This is a genomic window from Mucilaginibacter sp. Mucisp73 (assembly GCF_059491465.1).
The window spans coordinates 3,133,700-3,154,694 of the sequence record NZ_CP168507.1 but is presented as its reverse complement, the minus strand read 5'-3'; the positions used below and the strand labels follow the sequence as shown (position 1 = coordinate 3,154,694).

Genomic DNA, 20,995 nt, shown 5'->3' with positions numbered 1-20,995 from the left:
GCTGCTGACACAAGGTTGTCAATAGCTAAAAGAAATTTGTATCAGTTTAAGTAAATCACTCAACCACAATATATATAATGAAATATCTATTTTTTACGGCAACTGTATTTTGTGCCGTAGCCTTTAAAAGCTACGCGCAGGAGGCAACGTCAAATGGACAAACCTATAACTTTACAGTTCAGGATTGTGTCAATTATGCTTACGAGCACCAAAGCGCAGTTGTGAACTCGGGTCTTGATATCAAAAGTGCGGAGTATAAGGTTAAAGAAACAACCGGCATTGGCTTACCACAAATCAGCGGCTCAGCCTCATTCCAGGATTATCTTAAAATACCAACCACGTTATTACCGGGTGAGTTTTTTGGAGCCCCTGGTACCTTTGTGCCGGTTAAATTTGGCGTAAAGTACCAATCAAACCTTGGTGTTAGTTTAAACCAGATCCTTTTTAACGGGAGTTATCTTGTTGGTTTAAAGGCTTCAAGAACATATCGTGAGCTTTCACAGCGTAATTATACCCGCTCAAAAATTGAAGCCAACGTTGCTGTCACCAAAGCATATTATCAGGTTTTGGTTAGCGACGAACAAATTAAACTATACGATGCTAATATAACCCAGTTAAAACAGCAGGTTGACCAAACCGTAGCACAAAATAAGCAAGGCTTTGTTGAAAAAATTGATGTAGACCGCATTACTGTGCAATACAATAATTTAATAACTAACCGCGAAAACGTTGTACGTTCATTGGCTTTGAACTATCAAATGCTGAAGTTTCAGATGGGAATGCCTGTTGATGAAAACCTTGTGTTGAAAGATAAGCTAAGCGACGTTAGTCTTGATAATAACGTTGCAGAAATGTCGGTAGATACAGGCTTTTACCATAATCGTATAGAGTACTCCTTGCAGGAAACTCAGAAAAAGCTAAATGAGCTTGATCTGCAAAACAAAAAAACAACTTATTTGCCAACATTAAGCGCGAATGGCAGCTATGCGGCATCATATCAGAATAATAATTTTAGTAAGCTTTACAGCCAGGTTTTTCCTTCAAGTTATATCGGTTTAACGCTCAACGTTCCTATTTTCAGTGGCGGGCAAAGACTAAACCAGGTAAGACAGGCAAAAATTGAGGTGCAAAAATCAACAAACGACCTCGTAAACCTTAAAAATACGATAAACCTTGATGCAAAGGTGGCAACTGTGTCATACATTAATGGCTTACAATCACTTAATAATCAAAAACGTAACCAGGAGCTTGCACAGGAAGTACTGCGTGTATCAAAAGTAAAATATCAGCAGGGGGTAGGCTCAAGCATTGAGGTTACACAGGCCCAAACCAGCCTTGAAGATGCTGACAATAAATATATCCAGGGCCTTTATGATGCCCTGGTTAGTAAAGTTGACCTTGACAAAGCTTACGGACGAATTAAATAACAACACTAAACTCACTATATAACAATGAAAATGAAAAAATTCATATACATACCTTTCCTGGTTTTACTGGCTGCATGCTCAAGTAAGCCCAAAGATAAAAAGGCCGAACTGGCCGATCTGCAAAAGCAACAATCGGATATCAATTCAAAAATAGCGAAGCTGCAGGCTGAAATGGGTACTACCGATTCGGCTAAAACAACTGATGTAAGTGTTACAGAAGTGAAAAACGGCAGTTTTACTAACTATGTACAGATCCAGGGTAAAATAGATGCGCAAGATAACGTTACTGCTTATCCGCAGGCATCTGCCGTTATTACTGCTATTTACGTAAAACCAGGCCAGCATGTAACTAAAGGCCAGGTGTTAGCACAGCTGGATAATAGTGTTATGCAACAAAATATAGCACAAGCCGAAGCGCAGGTTAGCTTAAGCCAACAGTTGTTTGATCGTCAAAAAAACCTTTGGGATCAGAAAATTGGTACCGAAGTACAATATCTGCAAGCTCAAACCGCATTGCAAAGTAATCAGAAAGCTTTGGCTTCCTTAAAAAGGCAATCGGGTTTATACCGCATCATATCGCCAATTTCTGGTACCGTAGATCAAATGGACCTGAAACTGGGACAGGGTGCCACGCCGGGGCAAACAGGGATCCGTATTGTGAATGCCGATGTTTTAAAAGTTAAGGCCGACGTCCCCGAATCATATGCAAGTAGCGTAAATACCGGTAACGATGTCAAAATATTAATTCCGGATGCTAAGGACTCGTTGGTTACCAAGGTCACTTTTGCTGCTAAAGCTATCGACCCAACATCGCGCAGTTTTGGTGTGGAAGTCAGATTACCTCAGCGCAGTACACTTCGCCCTAATATGACTGCAATTTTAAAAATTGCTGATTATTCAAAAACAAATACCATAGCAGTACCGGTTAAAGCTATACAGAAATCAGAGAATGGCGACCATGTTTTTGTTAATCAAAATGGTATTGCCAAACAGGTGAATGTAAAATCGGGTGTTACCTATGGTGGCCAAACAGAGATATTATCAGGCTTAAAAGCCGGCGACCAGCTGGTTGTTGAAGGTGCAACTGAAATTGAGGATGGCGATAAGATCAAAGTTGTTCAGTCGGCCAATTAGTTATTAATCAATTGATCTGTTCATTATGAAAGATGTAAAAAAAGAATTTGGCCCTTCAAGCTGGGCCATTGATAACAAGACAGCCATTTATGTGCTCATGTTCCTGATCACAGCGCTTGGCCTGATAAGTTATAATCGCTTGCCTAAGGAAAACTTTCCGGACATAGCACAATCAAAGGTGTTTATAACTACAACCTTTGCTGGTCAGTCTCCCCAAAATATTGAGAACCTGGTAACACGCCAGATTGAAAAGCAACTGAAATCTTTAAAGGGATTAAAGAAAGTAACCTCAAACTCGGTTCAGAACGTTTCTATTATCACAGCTGAGTTTCAAGCCAATATTGATATCAAGGATGCAAAAATAGATGTAAAGGACAAGATTGACCAAGCTAAGAAGGATCTCCCGCAAAATGATAATAATTATACCGATCCCGTTGTTTCGGATATCAATGTTGCGGATCTTCCTATTTTATATATCAATATATCTGGTAATTATGACCTGAAAAAGCTAAAGGAATATGCTGATATATTAAAAGATGAAATTGAAAGTTACAAGGAGATTTCAAAAGTTGATGAAGTTGGCGCTTTAACACCTGAAATTCAGGTTAATGTTGATATGAACAAGATGGCTGCCGCACAACTCAGCTTGCCAGATATTAGTACGGCTATTGGTTACGAAAATATTTTATCGTCAACGGGTACCGCTAAAACTGATGGCGTTCGCAGGACTATCGACATTAAGCAGGATTTCAAAAATGCCGATGAGGTAGCTGCCATGGTGATCCGTAACCCAAAAGGGCAGGCTGTTTATTTGAGGGATATTGCCGAGGTTAAAGATTCATTTTTAGAACAGGAAAGTTATGCAAGATTGAAAACCAATGATAATCCTAACTTCAAAAATGTAATTACCCTCAACGTTAGTAAGAGGGCCGGAGAAAACCTGATTGAGGCTTCTGATAAAATCAATGAGCTGATTAAACTAAAACAGAGAACAGTATTCCCTAAAGGCCTGGATATTGTTGTTACAGGTGATCAATCAGATAAAACGCGTACAACGCTTAACGACTTGATTAACACCATCGTTATTGGCTTCTTGCTGGTTACCGTTATCCTGATGTTCTTTATGGGCACAACCAATGCCATTTTCGTAGCATTGTCGGTACCATTGTCGTGTTTTATCGCGTTTCTTGTGATGCCTGCAATTGGCTTCACATTAAATATGATCGTGTTATTCTCGTTTCTACTGGCACTTGGTATTGTGGTGGATGATGCCATTGTAGTTATAGAAAACACGCACCGTATTTTTGCTAACGGAAAGGTACCTATTAAGGAGGCAGCTAAAATAGCCGCGGGTGAAGTATTCCTGCCTGTATTTTCAGGTACTATGACCACTTTGGCTCCGTTTGTGCCTTTGGCTTTCTGGAATAGTTTAATCGGGCATTTCATGTTCTTCCTGCCAATCACATTGATCATTACCTTACTGGCATCGCTGGTAGTTGCTTATATCATTAATCCGGTATTCGCGGTTGATTTTATGAGGCCTCACCATGATGGTGAACATGATAACCCGAAGTTTGACAGACCGACAAAACGCGCCATGATATTTTTGGCGATTGCTACAGTTATTGGTTATTTGATTAACGTGGGCTTTGGTAACCTGATGGTATTGATCATGGTATTATACCTGATTAACCATTTCTTTCTGTTGCGTGTAATCGATAGGTTTCAGAAAAATGCCTGGCCTAAATTTCAAAACTGGTATGCCAAATGGCTTGAACGTGCCGTACGCCGGCCAATAACCGTTTTGGCGGGTACTATAGGCTTATTTATTTTTGCAATTTTTCTGATGGCCGTACGGGGTAAAACACCAGAGTTTTTCCCATCGGGCGATCCTAACTTTGCTTACGTGTACATTACTTTACCTATCGGTACCGATCAGGCTTATACCAATGAAGTAACTAAACAGATAGAAAAGCGCGTTGCCCAGGTAGTTGAACCCGACAAAGATATTGTGTCGTCAGTTATTTCAAACGTAACAAAAGGCGTTACCGATCCTACTGATGAAGATCAGGGCGATTATGAAAATAAAGGTAAGGTTACTGTAGCGTTTGTAGAGTTTGGTAAGCGTAACGGTAAGGATACAAAAAAAGTATTGGCCAATATTCGCGCGGCGGTACAGGGAATTCCAGGGGCCAAAATAGCTGTTACGCAGGAAAATAGCGGTCCGCCGGTACAAAAGGACATTAGCATTGAAATTGTAGGTGACAACCTGGATACACTGGTGGCTACCGGTAACAGACTTAAAAGCTACCTGGCTAAACAAAACATTGCAGGTATTGAAAACCTGATTGCCGACGTACAAAGTGATAAGCCGGAAATTGTGTTTGACGTAGATCGTGAACGTGCCAACCGAGAGGGGGTATCTTCTCAGCAAATCAATCAAAACCTGTTTACCGCTATTTATGGTTGGAAAGCTGCCGACTTTCGTAATACACGCGAAGATGATTATAAAATTATGGTAAGAACATTGCCAAGTCAGCGTAGTAATATTGACGAGATCAAAAACCTGAAGATCACCTACCGTGATATGGCGATGAATGGTGCTATACGCCAGGTGCCGATTTCTGCCTTTACTGATGTTCGCTATACAACAACGTATAGCAATATCAAACGTAAGCAGCAACGCCGGGTATTAACACTTGGCTCAAATGTTATCAAGCCTAATAATCCAAACGAGGTTAACGCTAATATTTTAAAGGCGATAAACAATTTCAAAAAACCGGATAATGTAATTATACGCCAGGGTGGTGGCCAGGAAGACCAAATGGAAGCCATGACTTTCCTGCTTTCTGCACTTGGTGTGTCATTCGGGCTTATTCTCATTATTTTAATGATCCAATTTAATTCAATTGGCAAAACGCTTATTATCATCAGCGAGATCCTCTTTAGTATTATTGGTGTATTGCTGGGCGTTACCGTATTCGGCATGACAATGTCTATTGTAATGACAGGTATCGGTATCATCGCGTTGGCAGGTGTGGTTGTTCGTAACGGGATCTTATTGGTTGAGTTTACCGATATGCTGTTGGAGCAGGGGGTAAGCATCCACGATGCGGTGGTTGAAGCCGGGCATACCCGTATGACGCCTGTGTTGTTAACCGCAACCGCAGCTATTTTGGGTCTGATACCTTTGGCTGTTGGTTTCAATATTGATTTCGTTGGCTTGTTTAACCATTTTGAACCGCATATCCACTTTGGTGGTGATAACGTTGCTTTCTGGGGCCCGCTGGCCTGGACAATGATCTTCGGTTTAGGTTTCGCTACTATTATTACCCTGATCCTTGTACCGTGTTTATACCTGATCCGCTATAACCTGAAAGCAAGGTTGTTCGGCAAAAAATCGGTTGAAGCTAAACATGTTGAGGTATTAGAAACTGAAACAGTTTAAAATAAAGAGCCCTTAGTAACAAACAGCCGCTGTCGAAAGATTGCGGCTGTTTGTTACTAATGATCGTTCTAAATGAAACATAATAATGTATTTATGGTTCTTTAGGCAAACGTTTATCACAGCCATGAAACTTAAAATATCAAAACCGCTTTGGCCGGTAATAGGCCTTGGTACGTTAGCCGGTATGCGTACCTTATCTGCCCCTGTTGTAACCACGCATGTATTAAGTCATCGTCCATCAAAGCAACTGGAAACATCACCGTTAAGGCTCATGCAATCAACAACGGTGGCTGCTGTTTTAAAGATCGTATCCGTTACTGAACTCATTGCAGATAAATTACCCTCCACTCCAAACCGTATAGAACCCGCAGGGGTAGCGGCAAGGTGTTTATCTGGTGCCCTGGCCGGCGCCAGTATTTATAAAGCGGTTGGCGGCAAAGCATTAACCGGAGCGTTGATAGGAGGGGCAGCGGCAATAGCAGCAACCTACGGAAGCTACTTTTTACGAAAAAATACGGTTAAGGCAAATCATATCGCCGACCCGGTAATTGGCGCAATTGAAGATGCTTTGGTAATAGGATCGGGCTTTGGCTTAAGTAAGCTAACCTATGCCCCGGTTGCAGGCTGAACATATTTTTCAAGTTCGCCCAGGTTGCTGATCTCATTACGCGACCGGGGCAGGCTGTCGGGATAGTTCTTTTGAATAAAGGTTACCAGGTTTTCGCGGATATAGCAGCGCAAGTCAAAAGCATCTGATGAGGTTCGGGAGCTCATTAACACCCTGATCTCAATGGTATGTTCTTTAACATCAGTTACCTGTACTACTTTAACCCGTTTATCCCATAAGTTTGATTTAACTATGAGACGTTCAAATTCTTCGCGTATAGCATCAATAGGGGCGGTATGGTCCATGTATAAAAATACGGTGCCCAAAATGTCGGCAGATGTCCTTGTCCAGTTCTGAAAGGGTTTTTGAATAAAGTAATTGATGGGGAGTATCAGCCTACGTTCGTCCCAGATCTTTAAAACCACATAAGTAAGCGTGATCTCTTCTACGCGTCCCCATTCGCCCTCTACAACCAAAACATCATCAATACGAATAGGCTGAGTAAACGCTATCTGGAAGCCGGCCAGCAAATTACCTAATGAGCTCTGTGCTGCAAACCCAACTATGATACCGCCTATACCAACGCCGGTAAGTAAACCGGTACCTATTTTGCGCATACTTTCAAAACTGAGCAAGATAATGGCAATTGTTAAAAAGATGATGGTCACTACAATGATCTTACGGATAAACTGGATTTGGGTGCGTACCTTACGTTCCTTCAGGTTATCCACTTTATTAAGGTCGTAAGTGTGATAGATGTAATCTTCCAGGATCCTTACCGAACGTACAAGCAGGCCCGCGAAAGATATGGTAAGTAAAATCTCAAAAGTTTTGTCAAGAGGTTTGTAATAAACCGGATTCATTCGCATTAATGGCGAAAGGATATTGAATAGAAACAGTGGGATGAAATAAGCTACAGCCGGCCCAAGGTTAACCAGTATCGATCTTAAGATTGAGTAGGATGTATCTGCTTTTTTTGCATAAAATTTAAATAGACGGGTTATTATGAATTTTATAATAAGGCCAACAAGTACGGCTACCAGCGCGATGATCAGGTTCCAGGCAAATGACGGTATGCGCTGTGAAAATGTAAGCAGGTCGGGGGGTAAGCTGTTTTCGATATTCATAGCAAGGCAAATGTTTTCTACAGTAAAATAGTTGGAATGTAAAATTGTTTTAGCAAATGCCGCGGTACCGGGTGTTGTTACATATGTTTAATGAATTTTTGATAGTTTTGTTAAAAAAGTCAGGAAATCGATTGTCTTAACTTTTTGTTTACCTGTTTAAATAAAACTTAACGAGCACATGGCAGCAGTGAATGACCAGCAGGATATTAAAAGAGAGAAAATTTTAGAAGCCTCGCACCAGCGCTTTTTACATTACGGTTATTCAAAAACTACCATGAACGAAATAGCCGGCGACCTCTCTATGTCAAAGGCCCTGCTTTATTATTATTTCCCGGATAAAAGCCAGTTGTACATTGCTGTAATGCGTAAGCTTGCTACTGATTATCTTAAAACACTTGAAAACAGGCTAAATACATTTACCAATTTAAAAGAAGCTTTCACCTTCCAGGTAAATACCCATCATGAGTTTATAGTAAACAATTATAACTTTTTTGATTTTTTCAGGCTTAACGAACAAAACCTCCCCGAAACCATTTGGCAAATAGTTAGCGAAGTTCACAGTGCCGAGCTAAACTTGTTAAGCAATGCTATTAAATCGGAAGTTGAAAAAGGAGCCATTAAGCCTGTAGAAAATCCTGACGAAGTTGTTGATGTATTGATGGACGCTTTGCACGGCGTCAGGGTGGGGGCGATATCTCAAAAGAAAACTAACTTTCCGCGCAAGGAACACCTGGAAGAAATTCATCATAAAAAACTACTCCTGCTTGATATTTTTATCAAAGGATTGATGTACTAAAGTCATCTTAAGGTATAAATACTCCATACTGTCAGTTAGCCGTCAAATGAATTGGCTGTTAAATATTATGGCTATTATTTATGGGTACATTTGTACTTACAAATAATTTAATAGCCAGGTAATTACCTCCCTGTTTAGTTATTTATAAAATACTTCTTTTTTAAGAGGTGATTGTTTTAGAGTGATTTAGCCTGCATAGCTTTTTGCCGTGCGGGCTTTTTTATGGGTTGATATTTGTACGGATAGCAATATTGCCGGTCAATATTTTATGTACCGGGCATGCATTTGCTATTTTCAATAACCGGGCTCTTTGTTCGTCATTTACTTCACCTTTAAAGCTAATTTTAGTTTCAATGCGTGTACCACTTAAAGTCTTAAACATTTCAACATCGGCTTTAATTTCCTCTATAGGCCACATTTTACGGTTAATGTACATGCGCAGGGTGATTACAGTGCAGCTTGCGAGGCTCGCCAGTAACAAACTAAATGGGTTCATGCCTGTATTGCTGCCTTCAGCCTCAAGGGGTTCATCGGTTATAAGGCCATGCCCACCGCTGTTAATTACTGTTTGATATTGAGTGAGTCCTATAAGTGCAGTAGCTGTTTCTATCAACTCAATTCCGGTTTCTTCCATAAGGCGTTTAAATAGAGTATTGTTATTAATAAATTAAGCTTAGTCCTAAGGCATGAGTTCTAAGTATAGGAAAGCAAAAAAACAGATTGGCGACTTCCGACTCAATACTATCGACTTAACTTTCTTTATTCGGATGTTTCGTTAATATCAACCAGGTTCCAGTTCTTTTTCAGAAATTTGGGGCCGCCATTATATTTCAGGATCACTTCAAAATTGGTACGGTTTGTTTCACCCTGGCTCTCTGTTGAAAGAACATACGATTTGATAATAAAAACAGAGTCGGCCCTTTTGCCAAATTGATATCTGTCATCAGGAAAAGAGATATTTCCCGAACGTATGGTTGGGATTACAAATTCCTTCGCAATTTTATAAGCATCATCGGCATTAGGCATTTTGCTAAATGAAAGCACCTCCGTAACACCGCCGGATGTGGCAAACTTTACCATAATAAAAATAAATACTACACCAGCGATGATAATGGCGTAGACGCCTTTCATAGCGCGCTTTTTTTTTAGCTGCTTTTCTTTAAGATAAGTTTGAGTCATTAGTTTATAAAGGGTGCGATAAAATTAGCAATTAATTTGATGAATAAACACCCCTTTGTTAAGCGGTAATTATGGCTGATGGCCGAAGAACAAATAAGCAATAAAAATAGCCGCAATAACGCCGGCCAAATCGGCAATAAGTCCTGCCGGAATAGCATAACGCGATTTTTTAATACCCACCGAACCAAAGTATAAAGCAACGATGTAAAAAGTAGTATCGGCCGAACCGTTAAAGATCCCGGCAAGCCGCCCCGCAAATTTATCGACACCAAAATTTTGCATTACCGTTATCATCATACCTTTTGAGCCCGAACCGCTAAGTGGTTTTAAGTAAGCCACGGGCATAGCATCTACAAAGCGTGTATCTAAATTAAACTGAACACAAACCCAGCGTAAGCCTTCATTCATATAATCCAACGCACCGCAATTCCTGAACACGCTGATCCCAACCAGCATAGCCACCAGGTAGGGAATTATCTTTACTGAGGTTTCAAAGCCGCCTTTAGCGCCCTCTACAAAAACTTCAAATACGTTTACCTTTTTTATAAGGCCGCCCACGATAAATATTACCGGTATGGTAAACAACATCACATTGCTTATAACTGATGATACCGTACTGATCTGCTCTTTGGTTAGCTGCGTGGTAAAGTACCATACCACCAATGTAATGAAAGCGGTAACGCCGCCAAGCCAGCCAATAATAACCCTGTCAAAAAGATTGATTTTTTGCTTAATGGCCACCGCTATTAAGCCAACTACCGTGGCTACATAGGTAGCAATGATACAAGGTAAAAATACTTCGGCCGGATCTTTTGAATTAAGGATGGCCCTTTGTGCGATGATGGTAACGGGTAATAACTGCAAGCCGGATGTATGCAGCACCAGGAACATGATCTGGGCATTTGAAGCTGTTTCTTTATCTGGATTCAGCTCCTGCAGGCTGCCCATCGCTTTTAAGCCAAGCGGTGTAGCTGCGTTATCGAGGCCCATTAAATTGGCCGAAAAGTTCATCATCATCTGGCCCGTAGCGGGGTGATCTTTAGGTACATCGGGAAACAATCGGCTAAAGAAAGGTCTTACTATCCGTGATAAAAAATTAATAGCTCCAGCTTTTTCGCCAATGTTCAGAATGCCGAGCCAGAATGCCATAGAGCCAATCAGCGGCAAAGCGATATCCATTACCGACGATTTTGACGAATTAAATAATCCTTCAACCAATAATTTGAAAGCTTCTGTATCGCCAAAAAAAACTAATTTTATGAGTGAAACTACAAATGCAATTACAAAAAAAGCTATCCAGATATAGTTAAGCGCCATAGTAATGTTTAAGGCTTTGAAGTTAGTGCTTTTGCTGTTTAATATGAAATACTGATACTTTTATACTACCGATAAACCAATAAATGAACGACACTATCCATAAACTCAACGGAATTATAGATAATGTAAGGCAACTAAAAGGCCGCGATATTGACTGGGCCTGTAAGGCATCGTCCGCTAAATGGTCAAAAAAAGAAGTGATTGGCCATTTGATTGACAGTGCTCAAATTAACCGGCAGCGTTTTGTGCGTTGTACCTATGAAGAAAACTTCAGGCTTACCTACCAACAGGTAGAATGGGTTGCTGCCGCACGTTACCAGGATGCTGACATTAACGAATTGATTGAACTTTGGGCCTTGCTGAACCTACAGATTGTACGGGTTTTAGAGAATTACCCTGCCGACAGATGGAGTGCCCGCTGTGACAACAGCAAACACGAACCAAACCTGCAAACTGTAGAATGGCTTGCCGCCGACTATGTTGATCATATGCTGCATCACCTAAAAGATATATTGTAATGGCTGGCTATTCAGCTACGCCCATGGCAAAAAAACTCGGCATAAAAGCAGGCGGGAAGCTGTTGCTTGTTAATGCCCCTGATCATTACCTTGATCTGTTTAGCGACATGCCTCCTGATGTTTATTTTACAGATGATATTTCATTTGAAATTGATGTAATTCATTTCTTTAGCAAAAGTGCAGATGAATACCGGGTTAAGCTGCCCGAACTGATGAAGCAAATAAAACAGGATGGCATGATTTGGGTATCCTGGCCCAAAAAGGCTTCAAAAGTAGTTACTGATATTACAGAAGATTTGATCAGGAACTTTGCTGTGCAAATGGGGTTGGTTGATATCAAGGTTTGCGCGGTTGATGAAGTGTGGTCGGGTTTAAAGCTGGTGATCCCCGTTAAAAACAGGAAATATGTGGTATAGGTCATTTTTGGTTAAAACCAGTTAAACAAACGGCACTGCGTTTTAGCATAAGCACTTAATTGTATAACTTAGCGCAATAATACCCGATAATATGGCTCAGATTGAATTAAAACGTGTACATGGCGATTTTGGCTTTGAAGCTGTTGACGCTAACGGTCACACCGTAAAAATGGACAGCAGTCCGGAAAGTGGCGGCCAGGATTTTGGCATCCGCCCAATGCAAATGCTTTTAATGGGCCTGGCTGGTTGCTCGGCAATTGACGTGATCAGTATCCTGAAAAAACAGCGCCAGGAAATTACCGACTATAAAATGGTGGTTAATGGCGAGCGGGAAGCCGGTAAAGAACCTTCATTATGGGAGGATGTGGATATTGAATTTCATATTTACGGCAATGTTGATGAGGATAAAGCTGTACGGGCTGCCGAGCTTTCTATTAATAAATACTGCTCAGTTGCTGCAACACTTGCAAAAGCTGGTGCTGAAATTAACTGGAAAGTAATTGTTCACCCTGCTCAATAACATAGTTATTACTCGTTGAAAATACCAGATGGCGGAACAGGAAGTACCTATTAAAACAGTTCACCTGTTCCCCCTGTTGGACCAAAAGCTAATAGAACTGCTTAGATCCTTATCAACCGACGACTGGAACAGGCCTACATTAGCAAAGCTTTGGACTGTAAAGGATATTGCCGCTCATTTACTTGATGGTAACATGCGCGTTATTTCTTCCGCTCACCAGTTTGCCGGCGACCCTCCTTCAAATCCCATTAATAACTATAGTGATTTAGTTGATTTTTTGAACGGATTAAACGCCACCTGGGTAAACGCTATGAAGCGTGTAAGCCCGCAGTTGCTTACCAATCTTTTAGAAACTACAGGCAAACAATACAGCGAAATAATGATTGCTGCTGATTTGTTTGCGCCTGCACCATTCTCAGTAGCCTGGGCAGGTGAAGATGAATCTGTTAACTGGTTTCACATAGCCCGCGAATACACCGAAAAGTTTCATCACCAACAACAGATCCGTGAAGCGGTAGGCAAACAAGGTATCCTAACTGCCGAATTATTTTATCCCTGCATCGATACCTTTATGTGCGGACTGCCGCATGCATATCGTAAGGTCAGCGCAAACACTGGTACGCTAATTCAAATTACTGTAACTGGCGAAGCCGGCGGTAACTGGTACCTGTTTAAAATGGCTGATGGCTGGGCACTCAAAAAAAATGCCGGATCTGTGCCGGATACTATAGTAACTTTATCGCCTGATATTGTCTGGAAGGTTTTCACCAAAGGCATCGATCCGCAAACAGCATTGGGGGCATCTAATATCAGCGGCAATATTAACCTTGGCGAAAACTTGTTTAATATGGTTGCCGTGATGGCTTAACAACTATTTTGTTTAATTACTCTTTAACTGTACAAAACTGTATTCTTTTTAACTCATTAATCAGTTTGTACAAAAGGTCAAAAATTTGGCTGTTATTGCTTGTTTAAAGCAACCTTAATCGCATTATAAAAACATAAGCGCTTGACTTAGTTAATCAGCATTTTATCTCAAATTTCATATGCTTTTTTTGTTTGATTAGCCTGCCTTTTGGCCATGGGCTTTCTGGATTAACAAATATTGATGGCATCAATGTTGGATTAACCAGTGTACGTTTTACTTGAATGTTAAACGTATAATTAAATATATAAATATGAAAACAAATTTAAAAAAAGCCTCATTGCTTCTAACCGGAGTTATGATTGGCAGTAAATTATTCGCTCAGTCAACAGATACCTCAGCTACAGCAAAAGATTACGTGAGGCCCTTTTCGGGTGGTGGTGAACTGCGCACCTGGTCAATAGGTGTACATGGTGGTTTGTTAACCCCTTTTACCATATTTGGACGCAATAACAGGCAGGATTTTACCAGCCCAACCGAACAGTTTGGTTACGGCGGATACATTAAAAAACAAATATTGCCATCCTTGGGCTTACAGGCCGACTTCCTTCGCGGTAAATTAACTTCATCAAACAGTCAACCTAACGCAGCAGGTACTTCTCCCTATGATTCATACTCTACTAAATTAAACTGGTCGGCAGCTTTAAGTGCTAATATTACGCTGGCTAACATCAATTGGCGCCATGAAAAGCCGTTTATTCAGCCTTATTTAACCGCAGGTGTTGGTAATTTGAACTACACACCAAGGATTACCCCGGTTGGCGGGCAACAGGAAAACTTTAAGAAAACCGATAACGGCCATATCAACGAATTGTTTATCCCCATTGGCTTAGGTTTGAAATTTGACCTCGCTCCGGGCATAAACCTTGATTTAGGTTACCAGGTTAACTTTGTACAGGCCGATAACCTTGACGGATACAAGTATGGGGCGGGTGATGACAGGTTTTCATACGCGCATATTGGTTTAGAATTTGCCCTTGGCAATAAGAAAAAACACCAGATGGCAACCCATAATCCCGTATCGTCAATGCGTACAGAATACCAGTGGGAAAACCAGCGTACCCGCGCCGAACTACAGCAACAGATTGATGCTGAAAAAGCAAAAAACGCGCAACTGGCCAGCGATCTTGCAACAACCAATGCCAACCTCGCCAAATTAACTACCGACAGCGACGGTGACGGTGTTGTGGACGTAAACGATAAATGCCCTAACACACCAGCCGGCCAAAAAGTTGATGGCTCAGGTTGTCCTTTGGCTAAACCGGTAGTTTATGTTACTGAAGAAGATAAAAAAGTAGTTAAAGACGCCATTAAAAACCTTGAGTTTGATTTGGGTAAAGCTACCATTCGTGCGCATTCATATCCAAGTTTGGATAGGGTAGCACAGTTATTGATTGATAAAAACTTTAGCCTGAAACTTGCTGGCCATACTGACAATACAGGTTCGGCTGATTTAAACATGCGTTTATCAAAAGATCGTGCTGAATCGGTTAAATCATACCTCGTAAGCAAAGGCGCAAATCCATCACGTATTGAAGCAACCGGCTATGGTCAAACACAGCCAATCGCTACAAACAAAACAGCTGCAGGCCGTCAGGCAAACCGCAGGGTTGAATTTACCTTGTATTAACAAAGGTTGTTAAATCTTATATAAATAAAAAGCTGCTCAATTGAGTGGCTTTTTTGCTTTCATATTTAGCAATCAAACCACGTGATTGTTTGAATAGGCAGGATTTTAATCAGTTCGCCAATACCATCATCCTGTTTAATTTCCTGTAGCAGGAGCAGGTAATGGTTGTGCTACCAGGAAATCGTCAACACTGATCAAGTGTTTAGCATGTGCGGTCATTTTTATTGCAAATTGATGTGTTTTTATTTATCTGTGACATCAATAAGCAACCTTATTTAATATCAGTGTAAATTAAAACACAGCCATTTTAAAGATTGCCTAACATGACCGTTTATTGCAACAGGTGGTGAATAATATCCGCTTTTCAGTTAAAGGTTAAAGTTTATACACTGCCAACAATTCATGAGTGTATCAAACTGACTTTTTTATGACTTTTTTAATTGCAAATTAAGAAACAGCTCTTGTTATCACTTGTTCAAATCATACATCTCATTATTATATAAATTAGCTATGAAAGCAATCCTGGTAGTTCACAATCTCAAAAAAGAAAGCAATTATGCACTTACTTACGCCGGTAATTTAGGTGATAAATTAAAAACCAAAGTAATTGTTATGAACACGGTACCCGAGCCGATGAGTGTTCAGTTATCTGATACTACCAAGCAGGATATGTTTGATAATGAGGATTTCAGTTTTAAAGATCAAAATAAAGGCACCGAAAAGATAGTTTTCCTTAACTATCTGGATACTTTGGGGATGTCGCTCCACGCAATTATAGCTAAATATGATATAGGTTTAATTATCAAGGGGGTTAGCGGAACAGCGAAAGAAATTAATGAACAGCTTGTGCCTGTTTTAAATCATTCATGCTGCCCCTTACTGGCCGTTCCGGAAGGTGCCTCATTCAATATTACCAATATGGGATACCTCGCCGATCTTCGTTATGCCAAAAAGGATATCGTAAGCCTTTTAAGTAAAATAAGTGAAGCAATGGATGTAAAGGCATCACTTTTTAATATAACTGAATCGGGATTACCCCATATGCATAATGATTATGCTGATGCTGTGTTCAGGCAATTGTTCTCCGGTTCAACGCTGAACCTGGTGAATATCAAGGAGCGGGATATCATGAAAACAGTTGATGTACTGGCCAATATAATGCGGGTTGATTTTTTTGTATTGAGCAACCGCAGCTCGCAATTAAATGGGTTATGGGATTGGGAGAATATGGAGAATGAAGAACATGCCCATCTACCGGCGCTTATCTTTCCATGCTGAAAATAGCGTAAATATAAAGGGATGATACCGTCATCGATCTTCCCTTTATATATTCAATTTGGCCGTTTATAAAACGTAAACACCATTTGCTTTCAGAATTTTACTGAAAAACAACAAATGCCCCGGCAAGGCGTTTTGCCAAAACTCCCAGGTATGGCCTCCTGGTTGTTCGGAATAATCATGTGGAGTATGGTTATAAACTAATCTGCGGTGTAATTCACGGTTGGGCTCAAGCAAAAAGTCATCAACTCCTATATTAATAACCAATGGCAGCCCGTTTTTACGGATCTGATCAGCCATGTTCACAACCGAATATTGCAGGTAAGTATCCGGCGTCATAGGCCCCCAAATTTTATCAAGCATTTTGGTAAGCATCTCAAACCTATCGGGGGGGAGCTTCCAGGTGGTCATGTTTGGGTCAAGGGCTCCGCTCATACTCCCTGCTGCTGCAAAAAGTTCCGGATGCCTGGTTGAAAGATACAACGCGCCAAATCCTCCCATAGATAAGCCGGTGATAAGCCTGCCTTTTTTATCATTAACAGTGCGGTATTTGCTATCGATAAAAGGAATCACTTCCTTAATAATATAAGTTTCAAACTTGCTGTTAGGATCAATAGGGCTATCAACATAATAACTAAAGATTTCACCTTCGGGCATTACAACAATGATGTTGTATTGATCGGCAAGGTCTTTTACCAGTGATTTATCCGGTGTTTTCAGCAGCCAGTCATCAAAATGGCCATAGCCTCCGTGTAGCAAGTACAACACTGGAAAATTGGCTTTGCTTTTTCCATATGTTTTAGGGAATGCAATAGCCGCTTTATAAGTTTTGTTCATTGCCACGCTTGGGATCTGCACCGTGTCAACTTTAGCTGCAAAAACGCAGGCACTGCAAAATAGCAGGGTAAATATTAAAACTACTCTTCTCATTTACTTATGGTTTTGGTGCTGCGGCTACTATTTTTAATAATTCATCATCGGGGTGGTTTTTAACTGTGCATTGGTTATCCAGTATCATAGTTGCACCATTTTCGGCAGTGTACGCAGGCCATTTAGGTAACGACGATGCATTGGGGTTGCCGGTTTTGGCAAAATTTATCCATGCGCTGCTTATTTTATCGGCAAGGGCATATGCTTCCTTACCGCCGCCGGTCATTTCCTGGCAACGGGCTATGTTATTAAACTGAAAAGCAATATCCATACAGTGCATGGCTTTGTACATACCTCCATTTACGGGCGATTGCCAGGTAAATAAGTACATATATACAGGAGCCGCACCGCTAACAGCTTTTTCATTGGCTTGTTTAATAGCTAATGAACGAAAATTAAATTCAATATCTGTATATTCTGATGGTTTTGAAATTGTAGGATACGCTTTTTGCGCGGCAGCGATGTAAGCATCGGTTTTATCGCCATATTTTTTTTGGAGGGCAGCTTTTAACTCATCCATAGTTTGGCTTTTAGGGCCGGGTATAAATGGCGCGAATTCGTTTTTGGTTGTACCTACCAGTAGCGGGATATTTTTCGATAGTTCTTTAGCTGCCGGATCTGATGGTTGGTAAGGAAGAAAATCGCCGTCTAAAGCAGGGCCCCAGCCGTTCATGGTTCTGCCTTCTTTCTTTAAATCGGCTGAAACCTTGCGCATTGCTTTTTTACCTGCTTCGTTCAGTACATCATAAGGCAGTTTTTGAAGAGAATCAACCTGTGAAGGCTGCAGGTGAAGTTCTTCCAATAATGCAGCGGCAACTTTTTGGGTAACCGGTTTTTCGTTAAAATTGGTGATATAGCTGCCGCTTTCAACAATGGCATTTTTAAATAAACCTTTTACTGATGGCGCGTTCATTAAACAGGTAACCTTGCCGCCGCCGCCCGATTGCCCAAAGATGGTCACATTATCAGGATCGCCGCCAAACTGGGTTATATTTTGTTTTACCCATTCCAGGGCCAATTTCAAATCGAGCAGGCCCGCGTTTGCAGAGCCCTTATATTTATCACCATAGGCTGAAAGATCAAGAAAGCCCAAAATGTTTAACCGGTGATTTACCGACACCAGTACCACATCTCCCTTTTTAGCCAGGTTTTCACCATCATACGATGGAAGCTCAATTGATGAACCGGCAGTAAAGCCGCCGCCATGCAGCCAAACCATTACCGGACGTTTTTTGCCATCGTTCAGTTTCTGTGTCCATACATTGAGCGACTGGCAGTGTTCATTTGAATAACCCAAATCATGCTGAAAGGCAAATTCAAATTCGTCGTTAACAGTTGTAGTTGGATCGGTAGGACAAACCGGACCGTAAGTTTTTGAACTGCGTACATCTGTCCATGGCGCAGGTTTTTCGGGCGCCATAAAGCGTTCGGCTTTAGCATAGGGGATACCTTTAAATGTAAAAATGCCATTGTGAAGATAGCCTTTTACTTTTCCGCTTTCGGTTGATGTTACAGCCACATCGTTCCCGGCGACAACTGGTTCGTTGTTGCTTTGGCAAAACGCCGTTACGGGTAAAAAGCAAATGAGTAAAAGCAGCATGAGGGTACTGTTTTTTTTCATAATTGTATTTGGTTAAATTGGTTTAAACTTCGTGATCCGAAACTGGCTTCCGGAATTGAAAGATAGTTAATTACCAATAATTGGCGAGGATCTTTATCCACTGGTAATAGCTATTGTGTAAATATAACACAATGGATTAGCCAAATACAACTATATCATACTTTTTACTTTAAAAAAAATTCAGCTGAAAACGTAGTTAATTTAATATAATTATAATCCATAGCTATCCTTATACCGCTGCATCGAAGTTTCAAATATTTCAATCGCATTACCCTCAATATCCTGGTTTTCAAATGCTCCATACACAGTATCAAAATTAAGCATGGATGCTTTTTGATATGCTTTGACAAATTCTTCCTTGGCGAGTAATATAATATTAGGATAGCTGTACATAATAGCCATATGCCGTTTGTTTCTGGCTATATTAAATGTATCACCACAAAGCATAGTTCCATTAGGTGTAAAGCCTGCAATGTGCAACACACAGCTGCCCGCAAAATGACCGCCGATATGTACTACGCTTATGCCATCCCAAAGTTGTGTGGTGTTACCACCCCATAAGTAGATATACGGAGAATTAAAAGGTATCCATTCGGCGTCATTTTGGTGTATATAGATTGGGCAGCCAAATTCGGCGGCCCAGTCATTCATATTACTATAATAATGCGGATGTGAAAACACGATAGCTTTTAATCCGCCTTTAGCCCGGATAAATTCAATTGTAACATCATCCAGGTACGGAATACAATCCCACAAAATGTTACCTCCCGGAGAGATAAGGAGCAGGGCCCTTTGGGCAATTGCAAAGTCTGGTTGTATTTTGAGTGCATACAGATGTTCACTTAACTGTGTTATTTTGATGGTGCGGTTCTTAAGTTCGGCTGGCGTATTCCATTGCTGTCCACTCTCCGGAACGTATTGTCGATCATCGGTACAAATTGGACAAAATTGGGGTGTTACCGGCCCGGCTAAAAACTGGGTGCCGCATGTGCAGCATATGATGGTTTTGTTCATAGTTTTATAAAGTGTTATTTAGGGAGATGGTTTTAGATCCGGTAAGCTATTTTAGCCAATGCTTTGATCTGTTCCAAATCAGAACCAGGGTTGAGTTGGTTGCAGTTACCTGCTTGTTCAACTGTTTCGGTCACAGGTTTTTTAAACTTAAGTTTCCCATACTTTGAAAGATTTACAAGCAATACGCTGAGCAAGATCACAATTAACCCCAAAAACTGCATTAACGAAATACTTTCATGTGCAAAGCAAACCCCAAGTAATACGGCGATAACCGGATTTACATACGAATGGGTGCTCACCTGCGTTGCAGGCCTTACCTGCAGCAGCCATACATAAGCGCTGAATGCCCCAATTGATCCGAATATGATAAGGTAAACGATAGCCATCCATGACTGAGCCGGAACGGTAGCGAGATCAAATCCGTTAAATTCCTGGTGAATAATAGCAGCCGGTACAAAAGCCAAACCGGCAATGATCATTTGCCAGGATGTATTTACCCTTGCCGGTGCTGTACCGCCTCTCTTTTTTGAATATAATGACCCTGCCGACCATGCAACGGGACCTGCCAGTAACAATAGTAATCCTGTTAATTTAGCATGGTCCATAGTACCGGTAACCGATTTCAGGAAAGCTTCGCCAAAAAGGAGCAGGATTCCTGCAAAGCCGATGATGAGGCCGAATATGGTTGATTTATTTTTTAGGTTTACCCGCCAGTTAGCTTTATCTAATATGATGAACCATAGCGGGTTCACGGAAACCATAATGGCAACCATGGCACTGGGGATATTGCGCTCGACCCAGATCACTATACCTGTAGCTATGAATAGGGTAAGCAGCCCGCAGATACCGGAGGTGATGATATCGCGCATAACAAATATGTTGTCGCCCTTAATGTAGCACCAGCCAAGTAATAAAATACCCGCGGTAAAAAAACGCAATGCACCCATCAGCATGGGAGGGAAGCCCTGAATTGCCATTTGTATAAAGAAATAGGTTGACCCCCATACTATATAAACAGTAGCAAAGGCTATGATCACTAAAAGGGGTGATGCTTTTGTATTTGCTGTAATTGCCATGATTATTTTATTGGTTAAAGATGTTTGCCGAT

General features: G+C 40.9%; 19 protein-coding genes. 11 read left to right on the top strand and 8 right to left on the bottom strand.

Annotation, left to right across the window (positions count from 1 at the left end; genetic code table 11):
• Positions 1 to 77: 77 nt before the first annotated feature.
• The 4 genes from ACEN82_RS13180 to ACEN82_RS13165 all read left to right on the top strand — a co-directional run bounded on the left by ACEN82_RS13180 (position 78) and on the right by ACEN82_RS13165 (position 6,637).
• A complete protein-coding gene (locus ACEN82_RS13180) occupies positions 78 to 1,427 on the top strand; it encodes a TolC family protein (protein ID WP_090525273.1) in 1,350 nt (449 codons plus the stop codon).
• Between the two features lie 30 nt (positions 1,428 to 1,457).
• On the top strand, positions 1,458 to 2,561 hold the full coding sequence (locus tag ACEN82_RS13175) for an efflux RND transporter periplasmic adaptor subunit (RefSeq protein ID WP_413317380.1): 1,104 nt from the start codon (positions 1,458 to 1,460) through the stop codon (positions 2,559 to 2,561).
• 25 nt (positions 2,562 to 2,586) lie between these two features.
• Positions 2,587 to 6,009, top strand: coding sequence for an efflux RND transporter permease subunit (locus tag ACEN82_RS13170; RefSeq protein WP_413317378.1), 3,423 nt, complete (start codon positions 2,587 to 2,589; stop codon positions 6,007 to 6,009).
• A gap of 124 nt (positions 6,010 to 6,133) precedes the next feature.
• Positions 6,134 to 6,637: a DUF4126 family protein gene (locus ACEN82_RS13165; protein ID WP_413317376.1), complete on the top strand. Its 504-nt coding sequence runs from the start codon at positions 6,134 to 6,136 to the stop codon at positions 6,635 to 6,637.
• Here ACEN82_RS13165 and ACEN82_RS13160 read toward each other — a convergent pair.
• Positions 6,616 to 7,743, bottom strand: a complete 1,128-nt coding sequence (locus ACEN82_RS13160; protein ID WP_354482529.1) for a mechanosensitive ion channel family protein — start codon at positions 7,741 to 7,743, stop codon at positions 6,616 to 6,618. The two genes, ACEN82_RS13165 and ACEN82_RS13160, sit on opposite strands and share 22 nt — an antisense overlap.
• A 178-nt stretch (positions 7,744 to 7,921) precedes the next feature.
• On the opposite strand from ACEN82_RS13160, the gene ACEN82_RS13155 reads away from it, so the two are divergent.
• Positions 7,922 to 8,539 carry a TetR/AcrR family transcriptional regulator gene (locus tag ACEN82_RS13155; protein WP_413317374.1) on the top strand — a complete coding sequence of 206 codons (618 nt, stop codon included), beginning with the start codon at positions 7,922 to 7,924 and terminating at the stop codon, positions 8,537 to 8,539.
• A gap of 220 nt (positions 8,540 to 8,759) precedes the next feature.
• On the opposite strand, the gene ACEN82_RS13150 is transcribed toward ACEN82_RS13155, so the two are convergent.
• From ACEN82_RS13150 to ACEN82_RS13140, 3 genes are all read right to left on the bottom strand, one after another.
• Entirely contained in the window at positions 8,760 to 9,173 is a 414-nt protein-coding gene (locus ACEN82_RS13150) for an OsmC family protein (protein ID WP_413317372.1), read from the bottom strand.
• Positions 9,174 to 9,298: 125 nt separating this feature from the next.
• Positions 9,299 to 9,670: a hypothetical protein gene (locus ACEN82_RS13145; protein WP_495644135.1), complete on the bottom strand. Its 372-nt coding sequence runs from the start codon at positions 9,668 to 9,670 to the stop codon at positions 9,299 to 9,301.
• 117 nt (positions 9,671 to 9,787) lie between these two features.
• Positions 9,788 to 11,035: a nucleoside recognition domain-containing protein gene (locus ACEN82_RS13140; RefSeq protein ID WP_090525283.1), complete on the bottom strand. Its 1,248-nt coding sequence runs from the start codon at positions 11,033 to 11,035 to the stop codon at positions 9,788 to 9,790.
• 83 nt (positions 11,036 to 11,118) lie between these two features.
• Between ACEN82_RS13140 and ACEN82_RS13135 the strand changes: the two genes are divergently transcribed.
• From ACEN82_RS13135 to ACEN82_RS13110, 6 genes are all read left to right on the top strand, one after another.
• Complete coding sequence (locus ACEN82_RS13135; RefSeq protein ID WP_413317368.1) at positions 11,119 to 11,553, top strand: DinB family protein; 435 nt, start codon at positions 11,119 to 11,121, stop codon at positions 11,551 to 11,553.
• On the top strand, positions 11,553 to 11,969 hold the full coding sequence (locus ACEN82_RS13130; protein WP_413317366.1) for a DUF3052 family protein: 417 nt from the start codon (positions 11,553 to 11,555) through the stop codon (positions 11,967 to 11,969). Before ACEN82_RS13135 ends, ACEN82_RS13130 begins: the two co-directional genes overlap by 1 nt.
• Positions 11,970 to 12,060: 91 nt before the next feature.
• Entirely contained in the window at positions 12,061 to 12,489 is a 429-nt protein-coding gene (locus ACEN82_RS13125; protein ID WP_090525291.1) for an OsmC family protein, read from the top strand.
• Positions 12,490 to 12,517: 28 nt separating this feature from the next.
• The gene (locus ACEN82_RS13120) at positions 12,518 to 13,357 is read left to right on the top strand and encodes a maleylpyruvate isomerase N-terminal domain-containing protein (RefSeq protein ID WP_413317364.1); all 840 of its coding nucleotides are present in this window, start codon (positions 12,518 to 12,520) and stop codon (positions 13,355 to 13,357) included.
• Between the two features lie 310 nt (positions 13,358 to 13,667).
• On the top strand, positions 13,668 to 15,044 hold the full coding sequence (locus ACEN82_RS13115) for an OmpA family protein (protein WP_413317362.1): 1,377 nt from the start codon (positions 13,668 to 13,670) through the stop codon (positions 15,042 to 15,044).
• A 510-nt stretch (positions 15,045 to 15,554) separates the two neighbouring features.
• A complete protein-coding gene (locus ACEN82_RS13110; RefSeq protein ID WP_413317360.1) occupies positions 15,555 to 16,322 on the top strand; it encodes an adenine nucleotide alpha hydrolase family protein in 768 nt (255 codons plus the stop codon).
• Positions 16,323 to 16,388: 66 nt separating this feature from the next.
• Here ACEN82_RS13110 and ACEN82_RS13105 read toward each other — a convergent pair whose 3' ends face one another.
• From ACEN82_RS13105 to ACEN82_RS13090, 4 genes are all read right to left on the bottom strand, one after another.
• On the bottom strand, positions 16,389 to 17,252 hold the full coding sequence (locus tag ACEN82_RS13105) for an alpha/beta hydrolase (RefSeq protein WP_413317358.1): 864 nt from the start codon (positions 17,250 to 17,252) through the stop codon (positions 16,389 to 16,391).
• A gap of 4 nt (positions 17,253 to 17,256) precedes the next feature.
• Positions 17,257 to 18,873 (bottom strand): carboxylesterase/lipase family protein, encoded by a 1,617-nt coding sequence (locus ACEN82_RS13100; protein ID WP_413317356.1) that lies wholly within the window; start codon positions 18,871 to 18,873, stop codon positions 17,257 to 17,259.
• A 210-nt stretch (positions 18,874 to 19,083) separates the two neighbouring features.
• Complete coding sequence (locus tag ACEN82_RS13095; protein ID WP_413317354.1) at positions 19,084 to 19,887, bottom strand: MBL fold metallo-hydrolase; 804 nt, start codon at positions 19,885 to 19,887, stop codon at positions 19,084 to 19,086.
• Between the two features lie 32 nt (positions 19,888 to 19,919).
• Positions 19,920 to 20,963 carry an EamA family transporter gene (locus ACEN82_RS13090; RefSeq protein WP_413317352.1) on the bottom strand — a complete coding sequence of 348 codons (1,044 nt, stop codon included), beginning with the start codon at positions 20,961 to 20,963 and terminating at the stop codon, positions 19,920 to 19,922.
• Positions 20,964 to 20,995 lie beyond the last annotated feature (32 nt).

Excerpts from the sequence above, each read along its gene's own strand:
- ACEN82_RS13180 (WP_090525273.1), top strand. The coding sequence starts at position 78 with ATGAAATATCTATTTTTTACGGCAACTGTATTTTGTGCCGTAGCCTTT.
- ACEN82_RS13175 (WP_413317380.1), top strand. The coding sequence starts at position 1,458 with ATGAAAAAATTCATATACATACCTTTCCTGGTTTTACTGGCTGCATGC.
- ACEN82_RS13170 (WP_413317378.1), top strand. The coding sequence starts at position 2,587 with ATGAAAGATGTAAAAAAAGAATTTGGCCCTTCAAGCTGGGCCATTGAT.
- ACEN82_RS13165 (WP_413317376.1), top strand. The coding sequence starts at position 6,134 with ATGAAACTTAAAATATCAAAACCGCTTTGGCCGGTAATAGGCCTTGGT.
- ACEN82_RS13160 (WP_354482529.1), bottom strand. The coding sequence starts at position 7,743 with ATGAATATCGAAAACAGCTTACCCCCCGACCTGCTTACATTTTCACAG.
- ACEN82_RS13155 (WP_413317374.1), top strand. The coding sequence starts at position 7,922 with ATGGCAGCAGTGAATGACCAGCAGGATATTAAAAGAGAGAAAATTTTA.
- ACEN82_RS13150 (WP_413317372.1), bottom strand. The coding sequence starts at position 9,173 with ATGGAAGAAACCGGAATTGAGTTGATAGAAACAGCTACTGCACTTATA.
- ACEN82_RS13145 (WP_495644135.1), bottom strand. The coding sequence starts at position 9,670 with ATGAAAGGCGTCTACGCCATTATCATCGCTGGTGTAGTATTTATTTTT.
- ACEN82_RS13140 (WP_090525283.1), bottom strand. The coding sequence starts at position 11,035 with ATGGCGCTTAACTATATCTGGATAGCTTTTTTTGTAATTGCATTTGTA.
- ACEN82_RS13135 (WP_413317368.1), top strand. The coding sequence starts at position 11,119 with ATGAACGACACTATCCATAAACTCAACGGAATTATAGATAATGTAAGG.
- ACEN82_RS13130 (WP_413317366.1), top strand. The coding sequence starts at position 11,553 with ATGGCTGGCTATTCAGCTACGCCCATGGCAAAAAAACTCGGCATAAAA.
- ACEN82_RS13125 (WP_090525291.1), top strand. The coding sequence starts at position 12,061 with ATGGCTCAGATTGAATTAAAACGTGTACATGGCGATTTTGGCTTTGAA.
- ACEN82_RS13120 (WP_413317364.1), top strand. The coding sequence starts at position 12,518 with ATGGCGGAACAGGAAGTACCTATTAAAACAGTTCACCTGTTCCCCCTG.
- ACEN82_RS13115 (WP_413317362.1), top strand. The coding sequence starts at position 13,668 with ATGAAAACAAATTTAAAAAAAGCCTCATTGCTTCTAACCGGAGTTATG.
- ACEN82_RS13110 (WP_413317360.1), top strand. The coding sequence starts at position 15,555 with ATGAAAGCAATCCTGGTAGTTCACAATCTCAAAAAAGAAAGCAATTAT.
- ACEN82_RS13105 (WP_413317358.1), bottom strand. The coding sequence starts at position 17,252 with ATGAGAAGAGTAGTTTTAATATTTACCCTGCTATTTTGCAGTGCCTGC.
- ACEN82_RS13100 (WP_413317356.1), bottom strand. The coding sequence starts at position 18,873 with ATGAAAAAAAACAGTACCCTCATGCTGCTTTTACTCATTTGCTTTTTA.
- ACEN82_RS13095 (WP_413317354.1), bottom strand. The coding sequence starts at position 19,887 with ATGAACAAAACCATCATATGCTGCACATGCGGCACCCAGTTTTTAGCC.
- ACEN82_RS13090 (WP_413317352.1), bottom strand. The coding sequence starts at position 20,963 with ATGGCAATTACAGCAAATACAAAAGCATCACCCCTTTTAGTGATCATA.